General features: G+C 72.5%; 20 protein-coding genes and 1 tRNA gene. 5 read left to right on the forward strand and 16 right to left on the reverse strand.

Annotated elements, in window-relative coordinates; genetic code table 11:
* The first annotated feature begins 4 nt into the window (after nt 1-4).
* The 4 genes from AQJ58_RS02415 to AQJ58_RS02430 all read left to right on the forward strand — a co-directional run bounded on the left by AQJ58_RS02415 (nt 5) and on the right by AQJ58_RS02430 (nt 3051).
* Entirely contained in the window at nt 5-1735 is a 1731-nt protein-coding gene (locus tag AQJ58_RS02415) for an LCP family protein (protein WP_067244301.1), read from the forward strand.
* A gap of 79 nt (nt 1736-1814) precedes the next feature.
* Entirely contained in the window at nt 1815-2261 is a 447-nt protein-coding gene (gene rsfS / locus AQJ58_RS02420; protein ID WP_067244304.1) for a ribosome silencing factor, read from the forward strand.
* Entirely contained in the window at nt 2258-2905 is a 648-nt protein-coding gene (locus AQJ58_RS02425) for a histidine phosphatase family protein (protein ID WP_067244306.1), read from the forward strand. The genes rsfS and AQJ58_RS02425 overlap by 4 nt, the downstream gene beginning before the upstream one ends.
* Nucleotides 2906-2978: 73 nt before the next feature.
* Nucleotides 2979-3051 (forward strand) — tRNA-Ala (locus tag AQJ58_RS02430).
* Between the two features lie 49 nt (nt 3052-3100).
* Here the strand turns inward: AQJ58_RS02430 and AQJ58_RS02435 are convergent.
* Nucleotides 3101-3658 carry an RNA polymerase sigma factor gene (locus AQJ58_RS02435; RefSeq protein WP_159056205.1) on the reverse strand — a complete coding sequence of 186 codons (558 nt, stop codon included), beginning with the start codon at nt 3656-3658 and terminating at the stop codon, nt 3101-3103.
* A 141-nt stretch (nt 3659-3799) separates the two neighbouring features.
* On the opposite strand from AQJ58_RS02435, the gene AQJ58_RS02440 reads away from it, so the two are divergent.
* Nucleotides 3800-5470 (forward strand): AfsR/SARP family transcriptional regulator, encoded by a 1671-nt coding sequence (locus AQJ58_RS02440; RefSeq protein ID WP_267892038.1) that lies wholly within the window; start codon nt 3800-3802, stop codon nt 5468-5470.
* Nucleotides 5471-5485: 15 nt separating this feature from the next.
* On the opposite strand, the gene AQJ58_RS02445 is transcribed toward AQJ58_RS02440, so the two are convergent.
* The 15 genes from AQJ58_RS02445 to AQJ58_RS02515 all read right to left on the reverse strand — a co-directional run bounded on the left by AQJ58_RS02445 (nt 5486) and on the right by AQJ58_RS02515 (nt 19361).
* Entirely contained in the window at nt 5486-6106 is a 621-nt protein-coding gene (locus tag AQJ58_RS02445; protein WP_067244309.1) for a TetR/AcrR family transcriptional regulator, read from the reverse strand.
* 101 nt (nt 6107-6207) lie between these two features.
* The gene (locus AQJ58_RS02450; protein WP_067244311.1) at nt 6208-6975 is read right to left on the reverse strand and encodes a dienelactone hydrolase family protein; all 768 of its coding nucleotides are present in this window, start codon (nt 6973-6975) and stop codon (nt 6208-6210) included.
* 74 nt (nt 6976-7049) lie between these two features.
* Complete coding sequence (locus AQJ58_RS02455; protein WP_234359936.1) at nt 7050-7361, reverse strand: DUF4873 domain-containing protein; 312 nt, start codon at nt 7359-7361, stop codon at nt 7050-7052.
* Between the two features lie 17 nt (nt 7362-7378).
* A complete protein-coding gene (locus AQJ58_RS02460) occupies nt 7379-8311 on the reverse strand; it encodes an AurF N-oxygenase family protein (protein ID WP_067244314.1) in 933 nt (310 codons plus the stop codon).
* Between the two features lie 9 nt (nt 8312-8320).
* Nucleotides 8321-9193, reverse strand: a complete 873-nt coding sequence (locus AQJ58_RS02465) for a ThiF family adenylyltransferase (protein ID WP_067244316.1) — start codon at nt 9191-9193, stop codon at nt 8321-8323.
* Nucleotides 9190-10140 carry a hypothetical protein gene (locus tag AQJ58_RS42250; protein ID WP_067244317.1) on the reverse strand — a complete coding sequence of 317 codons (951 nt, stop codon included), beginning with the start codon at nt 10138-10140 and terminating at the stop codon, nt 9190-9192. Before AQJ58_RS42250 ends, AQJ58_RS02465 begins: the two co-directional genes overlap by 4 nt.
* Nucleotides 10137-10466 carry a hypothetical protein gene (locus tag AQJ58_RS42255; RefSeq protein ID WP_067244319.1) on the reverse strand — a complete coding sequence of 110 codons (330 nt, stop codon included), beginning with the start codon at nt 10464-10466 and terminating at the stop codon, nt 10137-10139. The genes AQJ58_RS42250 and AQJ58_RS42255 overlap by 4 nt, the downstream gene beginning before the upstream one ends.
* Entirely contained in the window at nt 10463-11725 is a 1263-nt protein-coding gene (locus tag AQJ58_RS02480; protein WP_067244320.1) for an acyl-CoA dehydrogenase family protein, read from the reverse strand. Before AQJ58_RS02480 ends, AQJ58_RS42255 begins: the two co-directional genes overlap by 4 nt.
* Before the next feature lie 73 nt (nt 11726-11798).
* Nucleotides 11799-12170 (reverse strand): SCP2 sterol-binding domain-containing protein, encoded by a 372-nt coding sequence (locus AQJ58_RS02485; protein WP_067244322.1) that lies wholly within the window; start codon nt 12168-12170, stop codon nt 11799-11801.
* Entirely contained in the window at nt 12167-13915 is a 1749-nt protein-coding gene (locus AQJ58_RS02490; RefSeq protein ID WP_079078654.1) for a GMC family oxidoreductase, read from the reverse strand. The genes AQJ58_RS02485 and AQJ58_RS02490 overlap by 4 nt, the downstream gene beginning before the upstream one ends.
* Nucleotides 13915-14598: an SGNH/GDSL hydrolase family protein gene (locus tag AQJ58_RS02495; protein ID WP_067244324.1), complete on the reverse strand. Its 684-nt coding sequence runs from the start codon at nt 14596-14598 to the stop codon at nt 13915-13917. Before AQJ58_RS02495 ends, AQJ58_RS02490 begins: the two co-directional genes overlap by 1 nt.
* A gap of 32 nt (nt 14599-14630) precedes the next feature.
* Entirely contained in the window at nt 14631-14894 is a 264-nt protein-coding gene (locus AQJ58_RS02500) for an acyl carrier protein (protein WP_067244326.1), read from the reverse strand.
* A gap of 32 nt (nt 14895-14926) precedes the next feature.
* Nucleotides 14927-15910, reverse strand: a complete 984-nt coding sequence (locus AQJ58_RS02505; protein ID WP_067244328.1) for a ribonucleotide-diphosphate reductase subunit beta — start codon at nt 15908-15910, stop codon at nt 14927-14929.
* On the reverse strand, nt 15907-17640 hold the full coding sequence (locus tag AQJ58_RS02510; protein WP_067244329.1) for an AMP-binding protein: 1734 nt from the start codon (nt 17638-17640) through the stop codon (nt 15907-15909). Before AQJ58_RS02510 ends, AQJ58_RS02505 begins: the two co-directional genes overlap by 4 nt.
* A gap of 218 nt (nt 17641-17858) precedes the next feature.
* Entirely contained in the window at nt 17859-19361 is a 1503-nt protein-coding gene (locus AQJ58_RS02515) for a DHA2 family efflux MFS transporter permease subunit (RefSeq protein WP_267892040.1), read from the reverse strand.
* Nucleotides 19362-19559 lie beyond the last annotated feature (198 nt).

Consider the following 19559-nt stretch of genomic DNA (forward strand, 5'->3'; position numbering starts at 1 on the left):
ACCGGTGAACGACCGATACGACGCGGGGTACGGGGCCGACCCGTACGAGCTCGTCGGCTACGACGAGTACGGGCAGCCGATCTACCGGCAGGTCACGCCCTCCCAGCCGGCCCAGCAGCAGGGCTACGACCCCTACGGGCAGCAGGGGTACCAGACCCCGCAGGGCTACGGGTACGACCCGTACGCCCAGGGCGCTCAGCAGGCACCCCCGTACGACCCGTACGACACCGGGGTGCAGCAGACCGGTGCCGGCTACGCCCCCTACGACCCCTACGGGCAGACCGTCGCCGGCGGACAGCAGCAGGCCGAGCAGCCGCGCGCCGCCGAGCAGACCGCGTACATCCCGCAGCAGGCCGGACCGGCCGACGACGGGACGGACGGGCGGACCGGGGAGCGCACTCCGGAGCAGACCCCGGAGCGCACTCCGGAGCGGACCCCGGAACGGGACGAGCGGGAGTACCACACCGCGCAGTTCGCGTTCGTCGAGGAGCCCGACGCCGACTCCGAGGACGTCATCGACTGGCTGAACTTCACCGAGAACCGCACCGAGCGCCGCGAGGAGGCGAAGCGCCGCGCCCGCGGCCGGCTCGTCGCGCTCGCCGTGGTCCTCTCCCTCGTCGCGGTCGGCGGCGTGGGCTACCTCTGGTTCGCCGGGAAGCTGCCCGGAACGTCGTCGTCCTCCGGTTCCAAGGCGGGCGCCACCACCGCGAGCGCCGCCCAGAAGCGGGACGTCGTCGTCGTCCACCTCCACAACACCTCCGGGGGCGGCACCAGCACGGCCCTGCTCGTCGACAACACCACCACCAAGCGGGGCACCACCGTCCTGCTGCCCAACTCCCTCGTCCTCACCGACACCGACGGCACCACCACGACCCTCGCCAAGTCCGTCGACGACGACGGCTCCGACGGCACCCGGGACGCCCTGGACACCGTCCTCGGCACCGACATCGAGGGCACCTGGCGGCTGGACACCCCCTATCTGCAGAACCTCGTCGACCTCGTCGGGAACATCGAGGTCGACACCGACACCGACGTCCCCGACCCGGCCGCCAAGAAGAAGGGGCAGGCCCCCCTCGTCAGCAAGGGCGAGGACCGGACCCTCAGCGGGAAGATGGCCGTCGCCTACGCCACCTACCGCGCCTCCGGCGAGGCCCAGAACGCCCAGCTGGAGCGGTTCGGCCAGGTCATGCAGGGCGTCCTGCGCAAGGTCTCCTCCGATCCGGGCGCGGCGACCACGACCGTCCAGACCCTCGCCCAGATCCTGGACCCCTCCCTCACCGACAAGGACCTCGGCACCTTCCTCGCCAAGCTCTCCGACCTCGCCAAGGGCGGCGACTACAAGACCGCCCTGCTGCCGGTCCGGGCGGACGGCACGCTCAGCGCCGAGGAGAGCGAGAGCGTCGTCAAGGACGTCCTCGGAGGCACCGCGAAGAGCCCCGACAAGGACGCGGCCGTCAGCGTCTCCGTGCAGAACGCCAGCGGCACCAAGGCCGACACCGAGGACGCGCGCGTGGTGCTCCTCAACGGCGGCTTCACCTTCCTGGACGGCGGTACGGCCTCCGCCGCGCAGACCGCCTCCCAGGTGCTGTACGCGGACGCCGCGGACAAGGAGAACGCCACCGAGGTCGCCAAGACCCTGGGGCTGCCCACCGGCGCCGTGAAGAAGGGGAAGGTCTCCGGGAACGCCGACGTGTCGGTGGTCCTCGGCCAGGACTACAAGCCCTCGTCGGCGTAGCCGCCCGTAATCGCGTGGGGGGCCGTCGGCGGTCCGTGAGACCCTTGAGGTCAAACGACCGCCGACGGAAAGCCACGCAGTGACCGCCACCGACCGCTCCATCGAGCTCATCACCACCGCCGCCCAGGCGGCCGCCGACAAGCTCGCGCACGACATCATCGCCTACGACGTCAGCGATGTGCTGTCGATCACGGACGCCTTCCTGCTGGCCTCCGCGCCCAACGACCGCCAGGTCAAGTCGATCGTCGACGAGATCGAGGAGCGGCTGCAGAAGGAGCTCGGCGCCAAGCCGGTCCGCCGCGAGGGCGACCGCGAGGCCCGCTGGGTCCTGCTCGACTACGTCGACATCGTCGTCCACGTCCAGCACAGCGAGGAGCGCGTCTTCTACGCCCTGGAGCGGCTGTGGAAGGACTGCCCCGAACTGGCGCTGCCCGAGGACGCGCAGGCCACCAAGGGCAAGGCCGCGGAGTACGCCAAGCTGCGGGCCGAGGAGGACGACACCGCCGACTTCGGGGACCTGCGGTGAGCGCCCCCGGCCGCGGCCGGCGCGTCATCCTGTGGCGGCACGGCCAGACCGCGTGGAACGTGGAGCGCCGCTTCCAGGGCACCACGGACGTCGAGCTGACCGCGACCGGCGTGGCCCAGGCCCGCCGTGCCGCCCGGCTGCTGGCCTCCCTCAGGCCGGACGCCATCGTCGCCTCCGACCTCTCGCGCGCCGCGGCCACCGCCGCCGAGCTGGCCGCGCTCACCGGTCTGGAGATCGCCCACGACGAGGCCCTGCGCGAGACCTACGCGGGCGTGTGGCAGGGACTCACGCACGAGGAGATCGTCGACCGGTACGGCGACGAGTACGCGGCGTGGAAGCGCGGCGAGCCGGTCCGCCGCGGCGGCGGCGAACTGGAGACCGAGGTCGCCGACCGTGCCGCGCCCGTGGTGCTGCGGCACGCCGAGAAGCTGCCCGAGGACGGCACGCTCGTCGTCGTCAGTCACGGCGGCACCATCCGCACCACGATCGGCCGCCTCCTCGGTCTGGAGGCGCGCCACTGGGAGAGCCTCGGCGGCCTCTCCAACTGCTGCTGGTCCGTCCTCGGCGAGGGCGCCCGCGGCTGGCGGCTGCTCGAGCACAACGCCGGCACCCTGCCGGAACCGGTGCTCGGCGACGACGACTGAGCCGATTTCGCTTTCCGGCAGGTCGCAGGCTAAAGTTCTTCTTGTTCGGCCCGCGGGAGCGGGGGGAACAGATGGGGCTATAGCTCAGTTGGTAGAGCGCCTGCATGGCATGCAGGAGGTCAGGAGTTCAATTCTCCTTAGCTCCACAGCGACGGGACCCCGTCCGATCGACAGATCGGACGGGGTCCTTCCCGTTCAACGGGCCATCTCCTCGTGGTACACGCTGCGCATCCGGCTGCGGGCCCGGGTGAAGGCGCTCTCGGCCGACTTGTACGTGATCCGCAGCGCCGTCGCCGTCTCCGCGGTGCTCAGACCGCGCGCCCGGGCGAGCAGCACCTCGCGCTCCCGGCGGCCCAGTGCGGGGACCTGGGTCAGCAGCCAGGCGCCCGCCGCCCGTTCGCAGGTGCGGTGCTCGACCTCCGAACCGGTGCCGGGATCGTTGCGGTGCAGCAGATGGGCCCGGTCGGCCAGTCTGCGGTCGCGCTGGGTGCCGCGCTGATGGTCCACGCACAGGCGCAGGGTGATCGTGGTGAGGAGCGCGGCGACCCGGGACTCGTCCAGCGCCTCGAAGGTGACGGCACGGATCATGGCCTCCTGGACACAGTCCTCGGCGTCCGCCGAGCGCCCCAGCCGGCCCTTCGCCAGGCGCAGCAGCCGCTCGCGCTCGGCGAGCACCAGGGCCCAGCGGCGGTGGTCGCGGTACTTCTCGGTGAAAGTGGCGTCGGTGCAAGTGTCGGACGACGTGCGCGTCACAGCAGCTCCCGCGGGCGAGGTCGTGGTGGTGAGGACACCCTCGGCGGGTCCGGTGTCGAAAACCTTGACGCATTCATGGGCGCGTTCCACGGGCGTTGCGGACGCCGTTCAGTGAAAATCAAGAAATGCCTCATGATGACGATGTTCGTTCGTCAGTACGAAGTCGATCGCGTAGGGGCACAACGATCCGAGACAGCGCACACCCGGGGGGATGGGAGCGTGGTTCTTGTTCAGTTGTTGGGGCCTGTCGAGTATCGGGCCGTGGGGGAAAGCCCGGTGGAACTCGGTCAGGCCAGGCAGCGTGGCATCTTTGCCATGCTCGCCATGAGTGCGAATGAAGTCGTCATGCCCGACGAACTCATCGACCGGGCCTGGGGCGCCGAACCGCCGCAGTCGGCCCGCAACATGATTCATTCCTACATCTCCAGGCTGCGCGGCGCCCTGGAGAACGGCGGAGGCGGAGCGGGAGCCACCCTGCGCCGCCGCAACGGCGGTTACACCCTGGAGGTGGACCCCGACTCCGTCGATCTGCGCCGATTCCGCCGCATCGTGGCGGCCGCCCGTGGCGCGGCGGACACCCGCACCGCGGTGCAGCTCTTCCGGGAGGCGCTCGACGCCTGGCAGGGCAGGGCGCTCGGCGGAATCAAGGGCGAGTGGGCCGAGCGGACCCGGCGGCTGCTGGAACGGGAACGGGTGTCGGCCCTCGTCGCCTGCCATGAGGCCGAGCTGCGGCTCGGGAACCACCTCGGGCTGCTCGACGAACTGCACTCGCTCGCCGACCAGCACGCCGACAACGAGCTGGTCATCCGCAACCTCATGACGGCGCTGCACCGCTCGGGGCGGCGCGCCGAGGCGGTCGAGGCGTTCGACGCCCTGCGCCGCAGGCTCGCCGACCGGCTGGGCGTGGACCCCGCTCCCCAGACCAGGGAGCTGCACGCCCGCATCCTGCGCGGGGACACCGAGGTGGTGTCCGTGCCGGCGGCGGCCGACGTCTCCCCGACCGTGCCGCGCCAGTTGCCGCGGGGCACCCGGTGTGTGGGCCGGGAGCAGGAACTGGCCATGCTGGACGGGTTCGTCACGGCGGACGACGGCCGTCCGTCCACGCGGGTCATCGAGGGGCCGCCCGGGATCGGTAAGACGGCCCTGGCGGTCCAGTGGGCCCACCGGGTCGCCCACCGCTTCCCGGACGGGCAGATCTTCGTGGCGCTGCACGGCAGCGGCGGCGAGGGGCGGCAGGGGAGGGCGTGGCCGACCGCGCGGACCGCGGTCGCGCTGCGGCAGGACGGGCCGCCCGCCGTCCGGGTGCCGGTGCCGCGTGCGGCGCCGGCCCGGGAGCGGGCCCCGTCCGCCGACGACGTGCTGCGGTTCGTGCTGCGCAGCCTCGGGGTGACCGTGCCGCGGACGGAGAGCGATCCGGTGGGGTTCGGGCAGCGGGTGCTGAGGGAGTTGAAGCTGCTCGTGGTGCTCGACGACCTCGCCTCGGCCGACCAGCTGGCGGCACTCCTGCCGGGTCCCTCCGCCGGGGCGCTGCTGGTCACCACGCGCGATGACGGCCGCCTCGACGGACTCGACGGCCTGCGCGCCGTACGGCTGCGGGAGCTGAGTGCCCAGCAGGCGCGGCGGATGCTGGCCGGGATCCTCGGTGAGCGGCGGGTGGCGGCGGAACCGGAGGCCGTGGCCCGGATCATCGAGCTGTGCCGCCGCACCCCGCGGGCGCTGAGCGAGGCGGCGGAACACGCGCTCGTGCGGCCCTGTCTGCCGCTCGCGGACCTCGCGGAGGCGATGGCGGCCGGAGCTGTCGGGGCCGGGTGACCGGGCCCGCGGGCGTCAGCGGCCCGGCACTGCCAGGGCGTCGAAGAGCAGGCGCAGCTCGGTCAGGCTCGCGTCGAGGGCCTTCTGCTGGTCCTCGGCGCGGGCCACCGCCATCGCCGTCTCGCACAGGGCGCCGTAGAGCAGATGGGTCAGGGAGGTCACGGAGTGCGGGGCGATGTGGCCCTTCTCCGTGGCGCGCCGGACGCCCTCCTCCATCATCTTCAGACAGCCGGTGTTGATCTCCCGCATCTCCTCCGTGCCGAGCGCGCCCGGCGCGTCCAGCAGGTTGATGCGCTGCACGTCGGTGGCGAGGACCTCCACCAGGAAGGCCCGCGCGCCCACGTACACGGCCTCCCAGGAGTCCGGCTCGGCGGCGTCCAGGTAGGCCTCGGCGACGATGTGGGCGAGCCGGCTCTGTTCCCGCTCGTATACGGCCCGGAAGAGGTGCTGCTTGCCGGAGAAGTGGTGGTAGAGGGCGCCCTTGGTGAGATGGGCGGCCTCGACGACGGCGTCCAGCGACGTCGCGTGGTACCCCCGCTCGGCGAACAGCGTGCGAGCGGCGCGCAGCAGTTCCTCGATGGTGCCGTCGGACCGCTCACGCTGCGTCAGACGTGTTCTCGTACGAGTCGTGGGCATGTTCACACTTCCCGGGTCGGACCGCCTTCAGCTTGGCCTTCCAGGTTACACGCACTTTCATTCCAACCATACGTATGTGTTCCGGCTCGTGCCGGTACGGCTCACCCGGCGCCCACCCGCGCCGTGAAGCGCAGCACCCGGGCCCAGGCGTCCGCCGAGGCGTCGGCGTAGGCGTCGCGCTGGGCGTCGAAGAAGCTGTGCGGGGTGCCGGGGTAGGTGACGACCTCGTGGTCGGCGCCGGCCGCGGCGAGGGCCTCCTCGAAGGCGCTCACGTGGGCGGGCGGGATGCCCGGGTCGTCCCCGGCCATCAGCGCCAGCACCGGGGCGGCCAGGTCGGCGGCCCGGCGGGTCGGTCCGGGGGAGCCGTCCGGCCCGTCGGCGGGCCAGCAGTAGAAACCGATCACCCCGGCCAGGTCCAGGCCCCCGGCCGCCGCCATCACCGCGAGCCGGCCGCCGATGCAGAAGCCGGCGGTGAGGACGGCGCGCGCGGCGCCGCCCCCCTCGGAGCGCAGATGGGCGACGCCGGCGGCCAGGTCGGCGTAGAGCTCGCGGGGGCTGAGCTTGGCCATGTGCTGGGCGTACGGGAAGTCCTTCGTGCGCTTTCCGACGCCCGCCGTCCGCCCGTAGTAGTCGATGACCAGGGCCCGTACGCCGTTCTCCGCGAAGCGTTTGGCCAGTTCGGTGTAGAACCCGTACAGGCCGCGTACGTCGGGAAGGATCACGACGGCCGTTCCGGTCCCGTCGGCGGGAGCCGCGGAGAAAGCGGCGAAGGTGTTTCCGTCCTTCGCCGTCAATTCCAGATAGCCGCTCTCGATCACGGCGTCCGGATTCTGCGGTACGGGTGGAACGGCGTCTTCGTCGAAGCACATGGGCCGGGGGCCTCCGTAGCGTTTGTTGCTTTTTTGTTTCGGGGCGTTCGGGATTCTTGAAAAGAACGGGTTTTCTACGGCTCGACCTCGTCGAGTCCGAACGGAACCCGGAACGGGGGCACACTCGTGCCCTCGATCCGGTACCGGTTCCACAGGTCGGGTTCGGTGATACGGCCGGCCGCGTGACCCTCGGTCGTGCGCAGTTCCACTCCGGCGCTGCGGTCGCCCACCAGCCGGGTCAGCTCCTCGTGCGCCTCCAACCGTCCGTACCAGCGGTAGCGGCCGTCGAGCGGCTGGAAGCCGCCGGTCAGCGTGGCCCGCAGGGTGAACTCCGTGCGGCCCTCCACGACGAGCACCGCCAGACCCTCGTAACCCTCATCCTCCACGGTCAACTCCCTTGAATCTAGGCGTCCTTGAGCCAACCAGCCTCGCGCCACACCTTCTCCGAGCGGCCGCCGATGAGACCCAGCGACCGGTAGTAGGGGGCGATCCGCTCGGCTCCGTAGCCGCCGTTGGCCTTGCTGATCGGGTTGTTGCGGCCCGCCTCCACGGCGGCCTTGGGGTCCAGGCCGGCCCGCTCGTACATCAGCGGGTTGTAGCGGTCCCGGCGGACGGACTTGACCACGGCCGCCAGGAAGTTGCGCAGCAGCTCCAGACGGCGCTTGGACAGCGTCGGGACGAAGCGCTCCAGCTCGGTGCGGGCGAAGCTGATGTGCCGGGCCTCCTCCACCACATGGATCCGGGCCACCGTGCGCACCAGCGGCTGCACCGTCTCGTCGGCCGCCTGCTCGCGCTGGAAGCGGTCGAAGAACTCCTCGGTGAGCAGCAGCATCGCCCACAGCGCGGGCACCGGCGCGAACGTCTTCAGCAGCAGCCCGCTGCGCTGGGTCTTCGGGTTGAGCGGGTAGAACTCCGTCCCCGTCTTCTCCACCAGCCGGGCGAACATGATCATGTGGCGTACCTCGTCCGCCACCTCCGTCAGCGCGAACTGCACCTGCGGGCTGGTGATGTCCCGCTTGTAGGCGTAGCGCGACACCAGGTGCAGCAGGATGTGCTCGGTCCACACCCCCGCCGCCAGCGACGACGCCAGCTCCTCCCGGCTGAGCAGCAGCTTCTGCTCCAGGCTCAGCGAGTCGTACAGCTCCGTCCCGTACAGCGAGATCCGCTTCTCGGGGAGGAACCACTTGCCCTCCTCCAGGGGCTCGTCCCAGTTGACGTCCACCCGCGGGTCGTAGGAGTGCCGGGCCGACGCGACGAGCAGCTGCGCGGCCTTCTTGGTCTGCCGGACCAGCGGGTCCTCCGAGCGGCGGCCCGGACGGTCGGTTGCGGTGGTCATCGAGGCTCCTCAGTCCTGTGTGCGCTGGTTGGGGTCGGATGGGGTGTCCGCCGAGACGAGCCGGTGCACGTCCACCGTGATCTGCTCCCGGACCGGGCGGCCGGCCAGGATCTCCACCACGTAGCGGGCCGCGAGCACACCGAACTGGTGCGACGCGTAGACGAGCTGGGGGACGCTGTAGTCGGGCTCCGAGCGGTGCGCGGTGACGTCGGCGATCAGGTCCGCCGGGACGATCTCGCGGGGGATCACCCGCAGCAGCAGCGTCCACAGGGCGTCCTCGGCGATGTCCTCCTCGGCGATCGCCCCCGCGAGCGGGACGGACTCGGCACGGTAGTCGTAGTGGCGCACGTGCTGGGTGCCCGACAGGTCGTAGCCGGAGACCACGGGCAGCCGGCGGCGGGCCGCCGCGGTGTGCAGGGCGTACTTCGCCCGCCAGCCGCCCAGGGTGGTGACGTCCACCCCGTCGACCACCACGTCCACCCCGTCCAGGAGCAGCTCGGGGGCGTCCGGGCGGATACCGGCGGTGTCGACGCGGATTCCGGCGTGCGGGTTGACCGACCGGATGCGCTCGGCCGCCACCTCCGCCTTGTTGCGGCCGATGTCCGCGTAGCCGGCGCTCTGCCGGTTGAGGTTGTTCAGCTCGTACGTGCCCGGCTCGGCGAGCACGAAGTTGCCCGTGCCGAGCCGGGCCAGCGGTTCGACGACCGCGCCGCCCGTCGAGCCGCACCCCGCCACCAGGACGGTGGCGGTGCGCAGCCGCTCCTGCACGGGGGCCGGGATCAGGCCCCGGTTGCGTTCGGTGAGGGACCGGTAGTACGACTCCGGGTCCTCGGGGACGCCGGCCGGGACCGTCGGCGCCGGTCCCGCGGTGGTGGTGCTCATATCCTCACCCTCCGGATCTCTCCTGAGACCTGGCCGACCAGCTGCCGGAAACCGGCCAGCGGGTTCGTCGCGTCCAGCGCGCGGGCCAGCCAGCCCACGAGCTGCTCCAGTTCCGCGCCGTGCGGGACGCGGGCCACGAACGGCTTGACGACCGCGCGCTCCACGTAGGCCGGGAAGAGCAGGTCGTCCTCCGGCAGGCGGGGGCTGGTGCCCTCGATGACGGTGATGTCCTTCAGACTGCGGGTCAGCCGCCGTACGGCCAGGCCTTCCTCGCCGTCGCCGACCAGGAGCCTGGGCTGCGGCGACAGACCGGCCAGCACCGTGTAGAAGCCGAGCATCAACTCCAGGGACAGCCGCAGCCGCCGGGTGGGGGAGGTGTCGCGCTCCGAGGGACGCTGCATCAGCCGCTTGACCTCCCACACCTCGTGGCCGGTCACCGGCTCGTCCAGGGGCACGTGGTCGAAGAGGTTGATGCCGTGGGCGACCTCGCAGGGGAACCGGGCGCGGTCCGGGTGGGTCACGGGCAGCGGGGCGGCGTCCGTGGTGCCGATCACCGACACATAGCGCAGGATCGCCCCGGACCGCTCCTCCATGCCGATGACATGGATCTCCTCGCCGTGCCCCACGCCGAGCGGTTCCGCGAACAGACCGCGCGCGAAGGCCACGCGGTCGCTGGCGAAGCGGGACCTGAGGTACTGGGCGAGCCGGAAGCCGTAGATCGCCAGCCGGTAGCGCTCCGGCAGCCGGGACTGCGCGACGGCGACGACGGTGAGGCCGTCGGGTCTGCGGGCCAGGTACAGCGGCTCGGCCTCCTCGGGCAGGCCCGCGAGACTCATCCGGTCGTGCAGCGCCAGTACGTGGGCGACATAGCGGGCGCGGCGGGCGTCCTCGTCCGGGACCGGATCCCCGCCGACCGCCCTTGCGCCCGCGACGGTCGGGGCACTCATACCGACACCTCCCTTCGACCGGGGGCCTCCGGCGAGGACGCCGGCGCCGGTCCCGGCTCTCGGTTCGACTCCGGCTCCGGGTCCGGCGTCAGGTCCAGGACCAGTCCGGAGAAGCGGGCCGTCGTGGCCAGGGTGGCCTCGATGTAGCGGGTCGCGGAGAGCGTGGCGGCGGCGCGGGCCCCCGGGGCCGAGAGGCCGACGGGGGGCCGGGGCGGCGGGGGCGTCGTGGCGGTGCCGGCCCGGGGGGCGGAGGGCGGCGTGGTGGGTCGGGGGCGGCGGGGCGCCGTACCGCCTGGGGTACGGCCCGGCGTGCGGGGCGCCGTCACAGTCGGCGTCCGTACAGGGCGCCGGTGACGGCGAGGGCCAGGACCTCCGGGGTGCCCTCGTAGATGCGGGCGCCGAAGGACTCGCGGACCAGCTTCTCCACCGCGTGGTCACGGCAGTAGCCGCGGGCCCCGACGATCGACATGGCCTCCTCGGCCACCTCGATCGCCGCACGGTCGGCGAACAGCTTGGCGACGGCCGGCCCGTAGACGGGCGCGGGCAGCATGTTGTCCGCCTGGTAGGCCGCCTGGAGGTACAGCAGGCGCGAGGCCTCGATCTTCGAGGACATCTCGGCGAGCTTGCGCGCCGTGAACTGGTGCTCGTACAGCGGCTTCCCGGCCTGGACCCGCTCGCCCGCCCACTCCTTGGCGATCTCGAAGGCCCCCCGGGCCACCCCGGTGGAGATCGCGGCGACGATCGAACGGGCCTGGTTGGACTGGACGGTGAGGTAGTTCCACGCGCCGCCCTCGCCGAAGGCGATGTTCTCCTCCGGCACCCGGACGTCCTCGAAGTGGAGCGTGGTGCCCAGGCAGGCCCGGTACCCCATCTTGTCGGCGACCGCGCCCCGGGTGACGCCCTCGCTGTCCAGCGGCACGATGAACACGGTCAGCCCGGTCGCGCCGGGGTGGCCCTCGATGTTGGCGAACACGGCCGCCCACTCGGCGACCTTGCCGTTGGTGATGAAGCGCTTGACGCCGTTCAGGACGAAGTGATCGCCGTCGCGGCGGGCCGTCATCACGTCCTCGGCGAGCTCGGCGTGCTCCGGTATCAGCAGGTCGCAGCCGGCGGTCTCCTCGGTGATGGCGTTGCAGGCGAGGACCGGCTTGTCGCCGAGGAAGGACGGCAGGAACCGGGCCTGGAGCTGCTGGTCGCCGGAGAACAGCACCGACGTCTGGCCGAGCAGCGAGGCGCCGAAGATCAGCGCCGTGCTGGCGCACACCGACGCCAGCTCCTCCATGGCGACGGCCACGCCGAGCACGCCCATGCCGCGGCCGCCGAACTCCTTGGGCATGGTCAGCCGCAGCAGGCCCAGCCGGTGGCCGGCCTCGACCATCTCCCAGTCGAAGTCGTCGGCCGGGGCGAGGTCGTTGTCGAGGACCCGTGGCTTCACCACGGTCTGCGCGAACTCGCGCACTTCGTCACGGAGTTCCTCGACCTCGGGCGGGAGCCGGAACATCGACGGCATCGCCGCCGCGTCGAGGGCGCGCAGATCGGACAGGGTCGGGGCGTTCGGCACGACGGTCGTGGTGGTGGCGATCACAGTGGTCCGCTTTCTGTGGTGGGCGAATTGCTGTGGTGACGGGCGAAGGGGATACGGGGGCCGCGACCGCCGCTCAGGAGGCGGCGGGCGCCAGGGCGAGCCGGGCGTACTCGCGCCCCAGCACCGGCAGGTAGTCCGCGAGCGAACGCAACCGGGCGACCGGGCCCTTGACGACGAGCCGGCGGGCGACGATCGCCTGCGTCACGCCGAGCTGCCCGAGGAGGACCAGGTGCAGTGCCTCGGCCTGCACCTCCAGCCGCAGGCTCGCGGGGTGCGGGGCGCCCTCGTGCACCCCGTCGGAGTCCAGCAGGAAGGCCGCGTCGGCGGCGCCGGTCACGACGAACTGGAGGGAGAAGTCCCGCTCCTTGAGCAGCGCGGCGAACTCGGCGTCGGCGAGGGCCGCCCGGAAGGCGTCGATGAACAGCTGCGGGTCCTGGACGGTCACAGGCGTACTGCCTTTCGTTTGGTCGTTGCTGTGGTCGTTGCTGTGGTCGTTCCGGTGGTCGGTCGTTGGGTGGAGCCGGCGGCCAGGATCAGTTCGGCCGCGCGCTCCGCGAGCATCACGGTCGGCGCGTGGGTGTGGCCGCGCGGCAGGGAGGGCAGGGCGGAGGCGTCGACGACCCGCAGCCCGGACACGCCCCGCACCCGCAGCGCCGGATCGAGCACGGACTCGGGGCCCGCCCCCATGCCGCAGGTGCCGACGGGGTGGTACAGGGTCTCCGCGTACGTCCGGGTCACCGTGTGCACCGTCGCCGGGTCGGGGTCCAGCGCGCCCGGCGTCAGCGGCCTGCCGAGGCGGGCCGCGAGCGCGGGCCGGGTCAGGACGTGCTGGGCCCGGCGCACGCCCTCGGCGAGGACGCGCAGGTCGTCGCCGTCGGGGTCGGACAGATAGCGCGGGTCGATCACCGGGTGGGCCGCCGGGTCGGCCGAGGCGAGCCGGACCGTGCCGTGGCTGCGCGGCCGCAACAGGACCACCCCGAGGGTGACGCCATGGGTGCGCGGCGCCTTCCCCTGGTCCAGGAACGGCACCAGCATCCAGACGAACTCCAGGTCGGGCGCCGCCAGTTCCGGGTCGCTGCGCAGGAACGCCACGGCCTCCGCGAGATTGGACGTCAGCCGGCCGCGCCGGCCGCGCAGGAACGCCCCGATCTCCTCCTGCGGGTCGGTGACACCGGGGGTGACCCGGCCGTTCGCCTCGAAGGCCAGCGGTACGTACAGGTGGTCGGCGAGGCGGTGGCCGACCCGGGGCGCGTGGGCGTGCACCGCGATGCCGTGCCGGCGCAGCTCGTCCGCGTCACCCACCCCGGACAGCATGAGCAGCTGGGGGGAGCCGATCGCGCCCGCCGCGAGGACGATCTCGCCCTCGGCGCGCACGACGTACGGTCCGTCCGGTGTCGTACAGGCGACCCCGACCGCGCGGCCGTTCTCGATCAGGATCCGCTCGACGCGGACGTCGGTGAGGACGGTCAGGTTCGCCCGGCGCGCGGCGGGCCGCAGATACCCGTCGGCCGCGCTCCACCGCCGGCCACCGCGCTGGGTCGCCCGCACCGGCCCGGCCCCCTCCGGCTCCAGGGGCCGCCCGTCGTCCAGCGGGGGCAGCCCCGCCTCGGCACATGCGGCCAGGAACTCGGCGGTGGCGGGACTCGGGTCGCGCAGGTCCTCGATCCGGATGGGCCCACCGGAGCCGTAACCACCCGCACCGGAGCCGCCCGCACCCGAGCCGTCGGCACCCGAGCCGTCGGCAGCGGAGCCGTCGATCCCTGGGCGGTCGATCCCCGAGCGGTCGATCCCCGAGCGGTCCTCCGCGCGGGTGAAGTACGGCGTCACCTCCGCCGTCGACCAGCCCGTGCAGCCCTCGTCCTCCGCCCAGCCGTCGAAGTCCGCGCGGTGGCCGCGGGTCCAGATCTGGGCGTTCAGTGAGGACGAGCCGCCCAGGGTGCGGCCGCGCGGCCAGTTCAGGGCGCGGCCGTCGAGGCCCGGCTGGGCGACCGTACGGTAGCCCCAGTCCGCCGAGGAGCCGAACAGCGCGGGGAACGCGGCGGGGATGCTGATCTCGGCGCGCCGGTCCGGGCCGCCGGCCTCGATCAGCAGCACCTCTCCGTCGTCCCCGGCGCTCAGCCGGTCGGCCAGCACACAGCCGGCCGAACCGGCGCCGACGACGATGTGGCGTACCGTGCGGTCGCCGCCCATCAGCCCTCCGTCCGGTCCGGGATCCGGGAGCCGAGGGCCTTCACGATCTCCGCCGTGAGGGCGGCGTGCCCCTCCATCGCGAAGTGGATGCCGTCGGCGCTCATCAGGTTGGGGCGCAGCCGCACCGGGTGGTGCCACATCTCGATGAGGACGGCGTCGTGCCGCCGGGCCACCGCGCGGATACGCTCGTTCAGGGCCGCCGTACGCTCGCTGAAGACCGCCAGCTCCGGTACCGACTCGAAGACGTTCGTCACCGTGAACGTGAAGATGTCCGCGCCCTGGGCGCGCAGGGCCCCGTACATGGCTTCCAGGTCGGCCTCGACACCGTCGAGGTCCGGCTCGGCGTCGAACAGGTCGTTGCCGCCCGCCGCCACGTTCACGAGATCGGGTGAGAAGGCCAGGACCCGCTCCAACTGCTCGGCGCGCACCGCACCGGTCCGTTTGCCCTTGACCCCGGTGTTCAGATAGCCGAAGTCGGGCTTGCCGGCGCCGAGCGCGGCCGCGATCCGCTCCGGCCACGGCACGGTGGCGTACCCCGGGCTCGGGTCGCCGAGACCGGCGGCGAAACTGTCGCCCATCACGGCGAGCCGCTGCCACGGCGCCCCGCGCAGCAGCCGTACCGACTCGTCGTGGGTGAGCGCCAGCGGGTCGTCCGCCTCACTGCGCAGATCGTGGGTCGTCATCTTCTCGTGGTACCTCTCTGGGATGGGTGGGATCAGGCGGCGTCGCTCGGCACCGCCTGCTGCTGGTCGACGAAGTCCTCGATGTCCTTGACCGTCGTGATGTCGGGCGTGCCGCCCGTGCCGAGGTCGACCAGCGCGAACTCCTGCTCGATGCGGAGCGAGAGCTCGATGACGGCGAGCGAGTCGTAGCCCAGCTCCTCGACGAGACGGTCCTCGGACCGCGCCTCGCGGGCGCCCAGCGGGCTCATCTCCCCGACGATCCGCCGGACCTGCGCGCGCAGTGTGGTGTTGTCCATGTCTCTTTCGTCCCCTTCTGCTGGTGTGGTCGTCAGGCCGCGGCCGCGGCCGCGCGGATCGGGTGCGGCGCGTTCCAGCGCTCCTCGTAGGCGTCGAGGGCGGTGTCGACCGCGAGGTCCCAGGCGCCGCCCGCCTTCTCCACCAGGTGCGGCAGACCGACCAGGCGCAGCTGCTTGACCAGGCGTTCCCGGGCTATCTCGACGCTGCCGCGCAGCTGGGCGGCGCGGCTGAGCAGGGCCGCGCGGATCGCCGGGGACGGGTTGTGCCGGGAGGGGCCGATCAGCACCCACGCGGCGGCGCCCAGCGATTCGAAGTGCGCGTCCTCCACCACCTGGGCGTGGCCGCCGGCGACCCCGTCCTGGGCGGCGCGCAGTCCGAAGGAGACGTGCCGCGACTCGTCCCGCGTGACGTTCGTCAGCCCTTCCTCCAGCGCGTCCAGCTTCAGCCGCCTGGCGAGGAAGCGGGTGGTGCGCAGGGCCGTCGCCGCGAGGACGCCCTCGGTGATCAGGTGGTAGTAGACGAGCGCCCGGTACCAGGACTCGCGGTCCTCGTGGTCGGCCCGTACCGCGTCGGTGGCCCGGGTGAGCACCGGTGCGAACACCTCGGCGTAGTCGGCGCCGTCCTCGGCCTCGTCGAGCGAGGCACCGCACGCGTCCTCCAGATACGTCTGGAAGAACCGCACGTGCCGGGCCTCGTCGGCGAGCTGCGTGCACAGGAAGATCCGGTCGTCCTCGGTGGGCGGCGCCTCGATGAGGGCGCCGAGGGTGTGGGTCACCGTGACCTCGCCCACCTCCAGCTCGGCCAGCGAGCCGAGCATCTGGCCGCGGGAGAAGGGGCTGAGCGCCTGCCAGGTCCGTGCGTCGCCGGCGGGCGCGACCTGGGCGACGGCCCACTGCTGGCGCTCCCAACGGCGGTACAGGTCGGCGGAGTTCGCCAGCCGTCCGCGCTGTTCGGCACTGACTTCGGGGGCCGTCTCGGTGACGTCGAGTACCAGCCCGGCGGTCGTGACGCTCATGTCGCTGCCCCATCCAGGTGTGTCGCGGTCGGTTGCGGTGCGGTCGGTGGTGCCGGGCGGTGCGTTCGGTGCGGGGCGCGCAGTACGTCGCCGGCGAGGGTGCCCTCGGCGGCCTGGCGCCACAGCAGCCGGCGGCGCGGTTTGCCGCTGGAGGTGCGCGGGATGGTGCCGCGCCGGGCCCGGACCACGGTCACCTCGACGGTGGTGTCCAGGGCGGAGCGCAGGACGCCGGTCACGGCCTCCAGCCACTCCTCGCCGGGGGCCTCCACGACGACCACGGCGCCGCCGCGGCCGTCGAGGGTGCCGAGCGCCACCGCGCAGCGGCCGGGCGGCACCCCGGGCAGGGAGACGAGCGCCGCCTCCACGTCCTCGGCGTGCACCTTCCGGCCGCGGACCTTGAGGCTGTCACCGATCCGTCCGACGACGTACAGCTCGCCGTCGTAGAGGAACCCGGCGTCGCCGGTGCGCAGTCCGTCCGCACCGAAGGGCGCGCTCGCCGCCGGATCGGGCGACTGGTAGCCGTCGGCCACGGAGGTCCCGCGGACCCTGATCTCGCCGAACGTGCCCTCGGGCAGCGGTGCGCCGTCCTCGTCGACGACGTCCACGGCCGTCTCGGGCACCGGGGTGCCGCAGGCGGCGATCCAGCGCGCGGGGTCCTCGGGGCGGTCGACGCCGAGGACGCCCGTGTCGGTGACGGTCACCGGCGCCCCGGTGGCGAGCGGGCCCGCCGTACGGACGATCCGGGCGCCCGTGCCGGGACGTACGCCGGTGACGGCGAGGGTCGTCTCCGCCATGCCGTAGCAGGGCGTCAGGGCCCGGGAGTCGAAGCCGTACGGGGCGAGCTTGGCGGTGAAGTCGGCGACCACCCGCGCGTCCACCCGTTCGGCGCCGCTCATGGCGACCCGCCAGGCCGAGAAGTCCGTACCCGCCAGCTCCTCCTCCCGGACCCGCGAGGTGGCGTACCCGTAGCCGAAGTTGGGGGCGGTGGTGATGGTCACCCCGTGCCGGCCGTGACAGTCGAGCCAGCGGGCCGGGGAGCGGATGAAGTCGACCGGGCTCATCAGCCAGAGGTCGATCTGGGCCACGACGGAACCCAGGAACGTCCCGATCAGGCCCATGTCGTGGTACAGCGGCAGCCAGGAGGAGCAGGAGTCCTCGCTGCTCACGCCGAGCCAGCCGTGGATGGCGCGGACGTTGGCGGTGAGGTTCTCGCCGGTGACCCGGACCCCCTTGGGGGTGCCGCTGGAGCCGGAGGTGAACTGCAGCAGCGCCAGGTCCGCGGTGCGGCGCGCCAGTGCGTCGGCGGCGGGCAGCTCCGCCGGGTCGGGCAGCACGAGCGGTGTGCCCGTGCCGGCCTTCGCGCACGCCGTGGCGGCGAGCGGGGCCAGGGCCGCGTCGGTGAGGACGGCGGCCGGTTCGGCGGCGCCGAGGACGGCGGCCGCGTGCTCGGTGAAGGCCTCGTGGCCGCCGAAGGTGACGGGCGAGGCGATCGGGGACGGGGTGGCCCCCGCGTACATGACACCGAGGAACGCCGGTACGAAGGTCTCGGGCTCCTCGATCAGCAGGGACACGACGCCTTTGGTGACGCCGTTGGCGTGCAGGAAGGCGGCCGTGCTGCGGGTGGCCGCGGCGATGCCGGCGTAGTCGCGCAGGTGCCATTCGCCGTTTCGGTGGTAGTGGATTCCACGCTCGGGTGCGGGGGAGTCCAGCCAGTCGAGGACTGTGTTCATCAATTCCCCTCATGAACCGATGGGCTCTCGTCCTGTGTTACGGGCTGGTGGGACCGCCCCCTCGCGGGAGTTCCGGGATGTCCCGGGGGCTTCGGGGCAGGTGCCGTACCGGAACGCGGGGGGGCGGGGCCGCGGGTCCGAGACCGCGGCCCCGCCCGGGACCGGCCGCGGCCGCGGGGGGTGTGAGTCGCGGCCGGTGTGCGAGGGATGAGCCGGGGTCAGGCCCGGTCCACCGCGGGGGTTCCGTCCGCGGCCTGGGCGGCTGCGGCCCGGGCGGCGGCCTCGGCCTGTGCCTTCATGTAGGCCTGGATCTGCCGCTGGGTCTCGGCGATCTCGGCCATCGACTTCTTGGTGAACAGCCACAGGGCGGGCACCGCGGAGGCGGCGATGAAGATGCCGGCCAGCAGGAAGGCGTCCAGGTAGGGCTGGGGGGTGCTCAGGTCGCCGGCCGCGAACACCGCCGCCATCGAGGCGACCCCGACCGATCCGCCGAACTGGCGCGCGGTGGTGTTCATCCCGGTGCCGGTGGCGAACTTCAGCGGGTGCACGGAGATGGAGGCGGCGGTCGTCACGCTGGTGAGCGCGGCGCCGATGACCGCTCCGCCGAGGGCGCCGTACGGCAGCCACAGGGCCAGGAACTTCTCCTCGCCGCCGAGGCCGTAGTACGCCCAGAAGCTCAGTCCGAGGAAGGCGAGCGCGGAGACGACGATCACCGGACGCTGCTTCTCCGGCGGCACCCGGCGGCCGACCGAGATGGCGGCGACCGCGGAGAGCACGGCGCCCGGGGTGACGGCGAGGCCGGCCTTGAGGACGGAGTAGTGCCAGATGGTGGTGAGGTACAGCGGCCCGGACAGGAACCAGACGAACAGTCCGGCGCCCAGCAGGAACGACGTGAGGTTGGCCGCCGCGAACATCGGGCTGCGCCACAGTTCGGTCTCCACGGCCGGTGCCGGGTGGCTGCGGGAGCGCAGCAGCGACAGGGCCACGAAGAGCACGCCGGCGCCGATCCAGATCCAGGTCTTCGCCGCGTCCCAGCCCCAGTCGCCGCCCTTCGTCAGGCCGATGACGATGCCCGCGATGCCGAGGGTGACGGTGGCGGTGCCGAGCAGGTCGGGCAGCTTGGAGTCCTCGACGGGGCGCTTGGGCAGCTTCAGTCCGCCCATGATCACGGCGAGGCCGATCGGGACGTTCAGCACGAACACCGCGCGCCAGTCGATCTCACTGACCAGCAGACCGCCCAGCGAGGGTCCCGCGGCCGCGGCCATGGAGCCGGCCGCTCCCCAGATGCCGATGGCCTCGGCGCGTTTCTCGGCGGGTGTCTCGGACAGGACGAGTCCCAGGGCGGCGGGGATCATGCCGGCCGCGCCGATGCCCTGGACGGCGCGGGCCGCGACGAGGCCCTCGACGTTCGGGGCGAGGGCGCAGGCCAGCGAGGCGGCGCTGAAGACGCCGAGCGACCAGAGGAACAGATTGCGCCGGCCGAGGATGTCGGCGAAGCGTCCCGCCGGTGTCAGCAGAGCCGCGAAGAGGATGCCGTAGCTGGTCACCACCCAGGTCAGGTCGGTCAGGGACTCCTTGGGGAAGTCCTCGTGCAGGGCCGGGAAGGCCACGTTGACGATCGTCGTGTCGAGAAAGGCCATGAACGTCGCTGCCGATGTCAGCAGCAGTGTCTTCCCCGCGCTCGACGGCTCGGCGCGAGACGCAAGCGTGCCTGAGGTCACTGTCGATCCCTCCAACTACCCAACTAACATTCCTTGGGTATGTGAGTACATACCGTAGGTATGTAGTTGTCAAGCGGAATCCGTGCGGAGGGTCGCCGAAACGTCACGGCGGGTGTCACAGGGGGTGGCGCGGTCCGCGTGCGTAATCCCCCTGAAGGGAGCAAGCAGGAGCAGAACCAGCAGCTGCGAAGGAGTCCG

The sequence above is a fragment of the Streptomyces sp. DSM 15324 genome, assembly GCF_001514285.1.
In the GTDB taxonomy this organism is placed as follows: domain Bacteria; phylum Actinomycetota; class Actinomycetes; order Streptomycetales; family Streptomycetaceae; genus Streptomyces.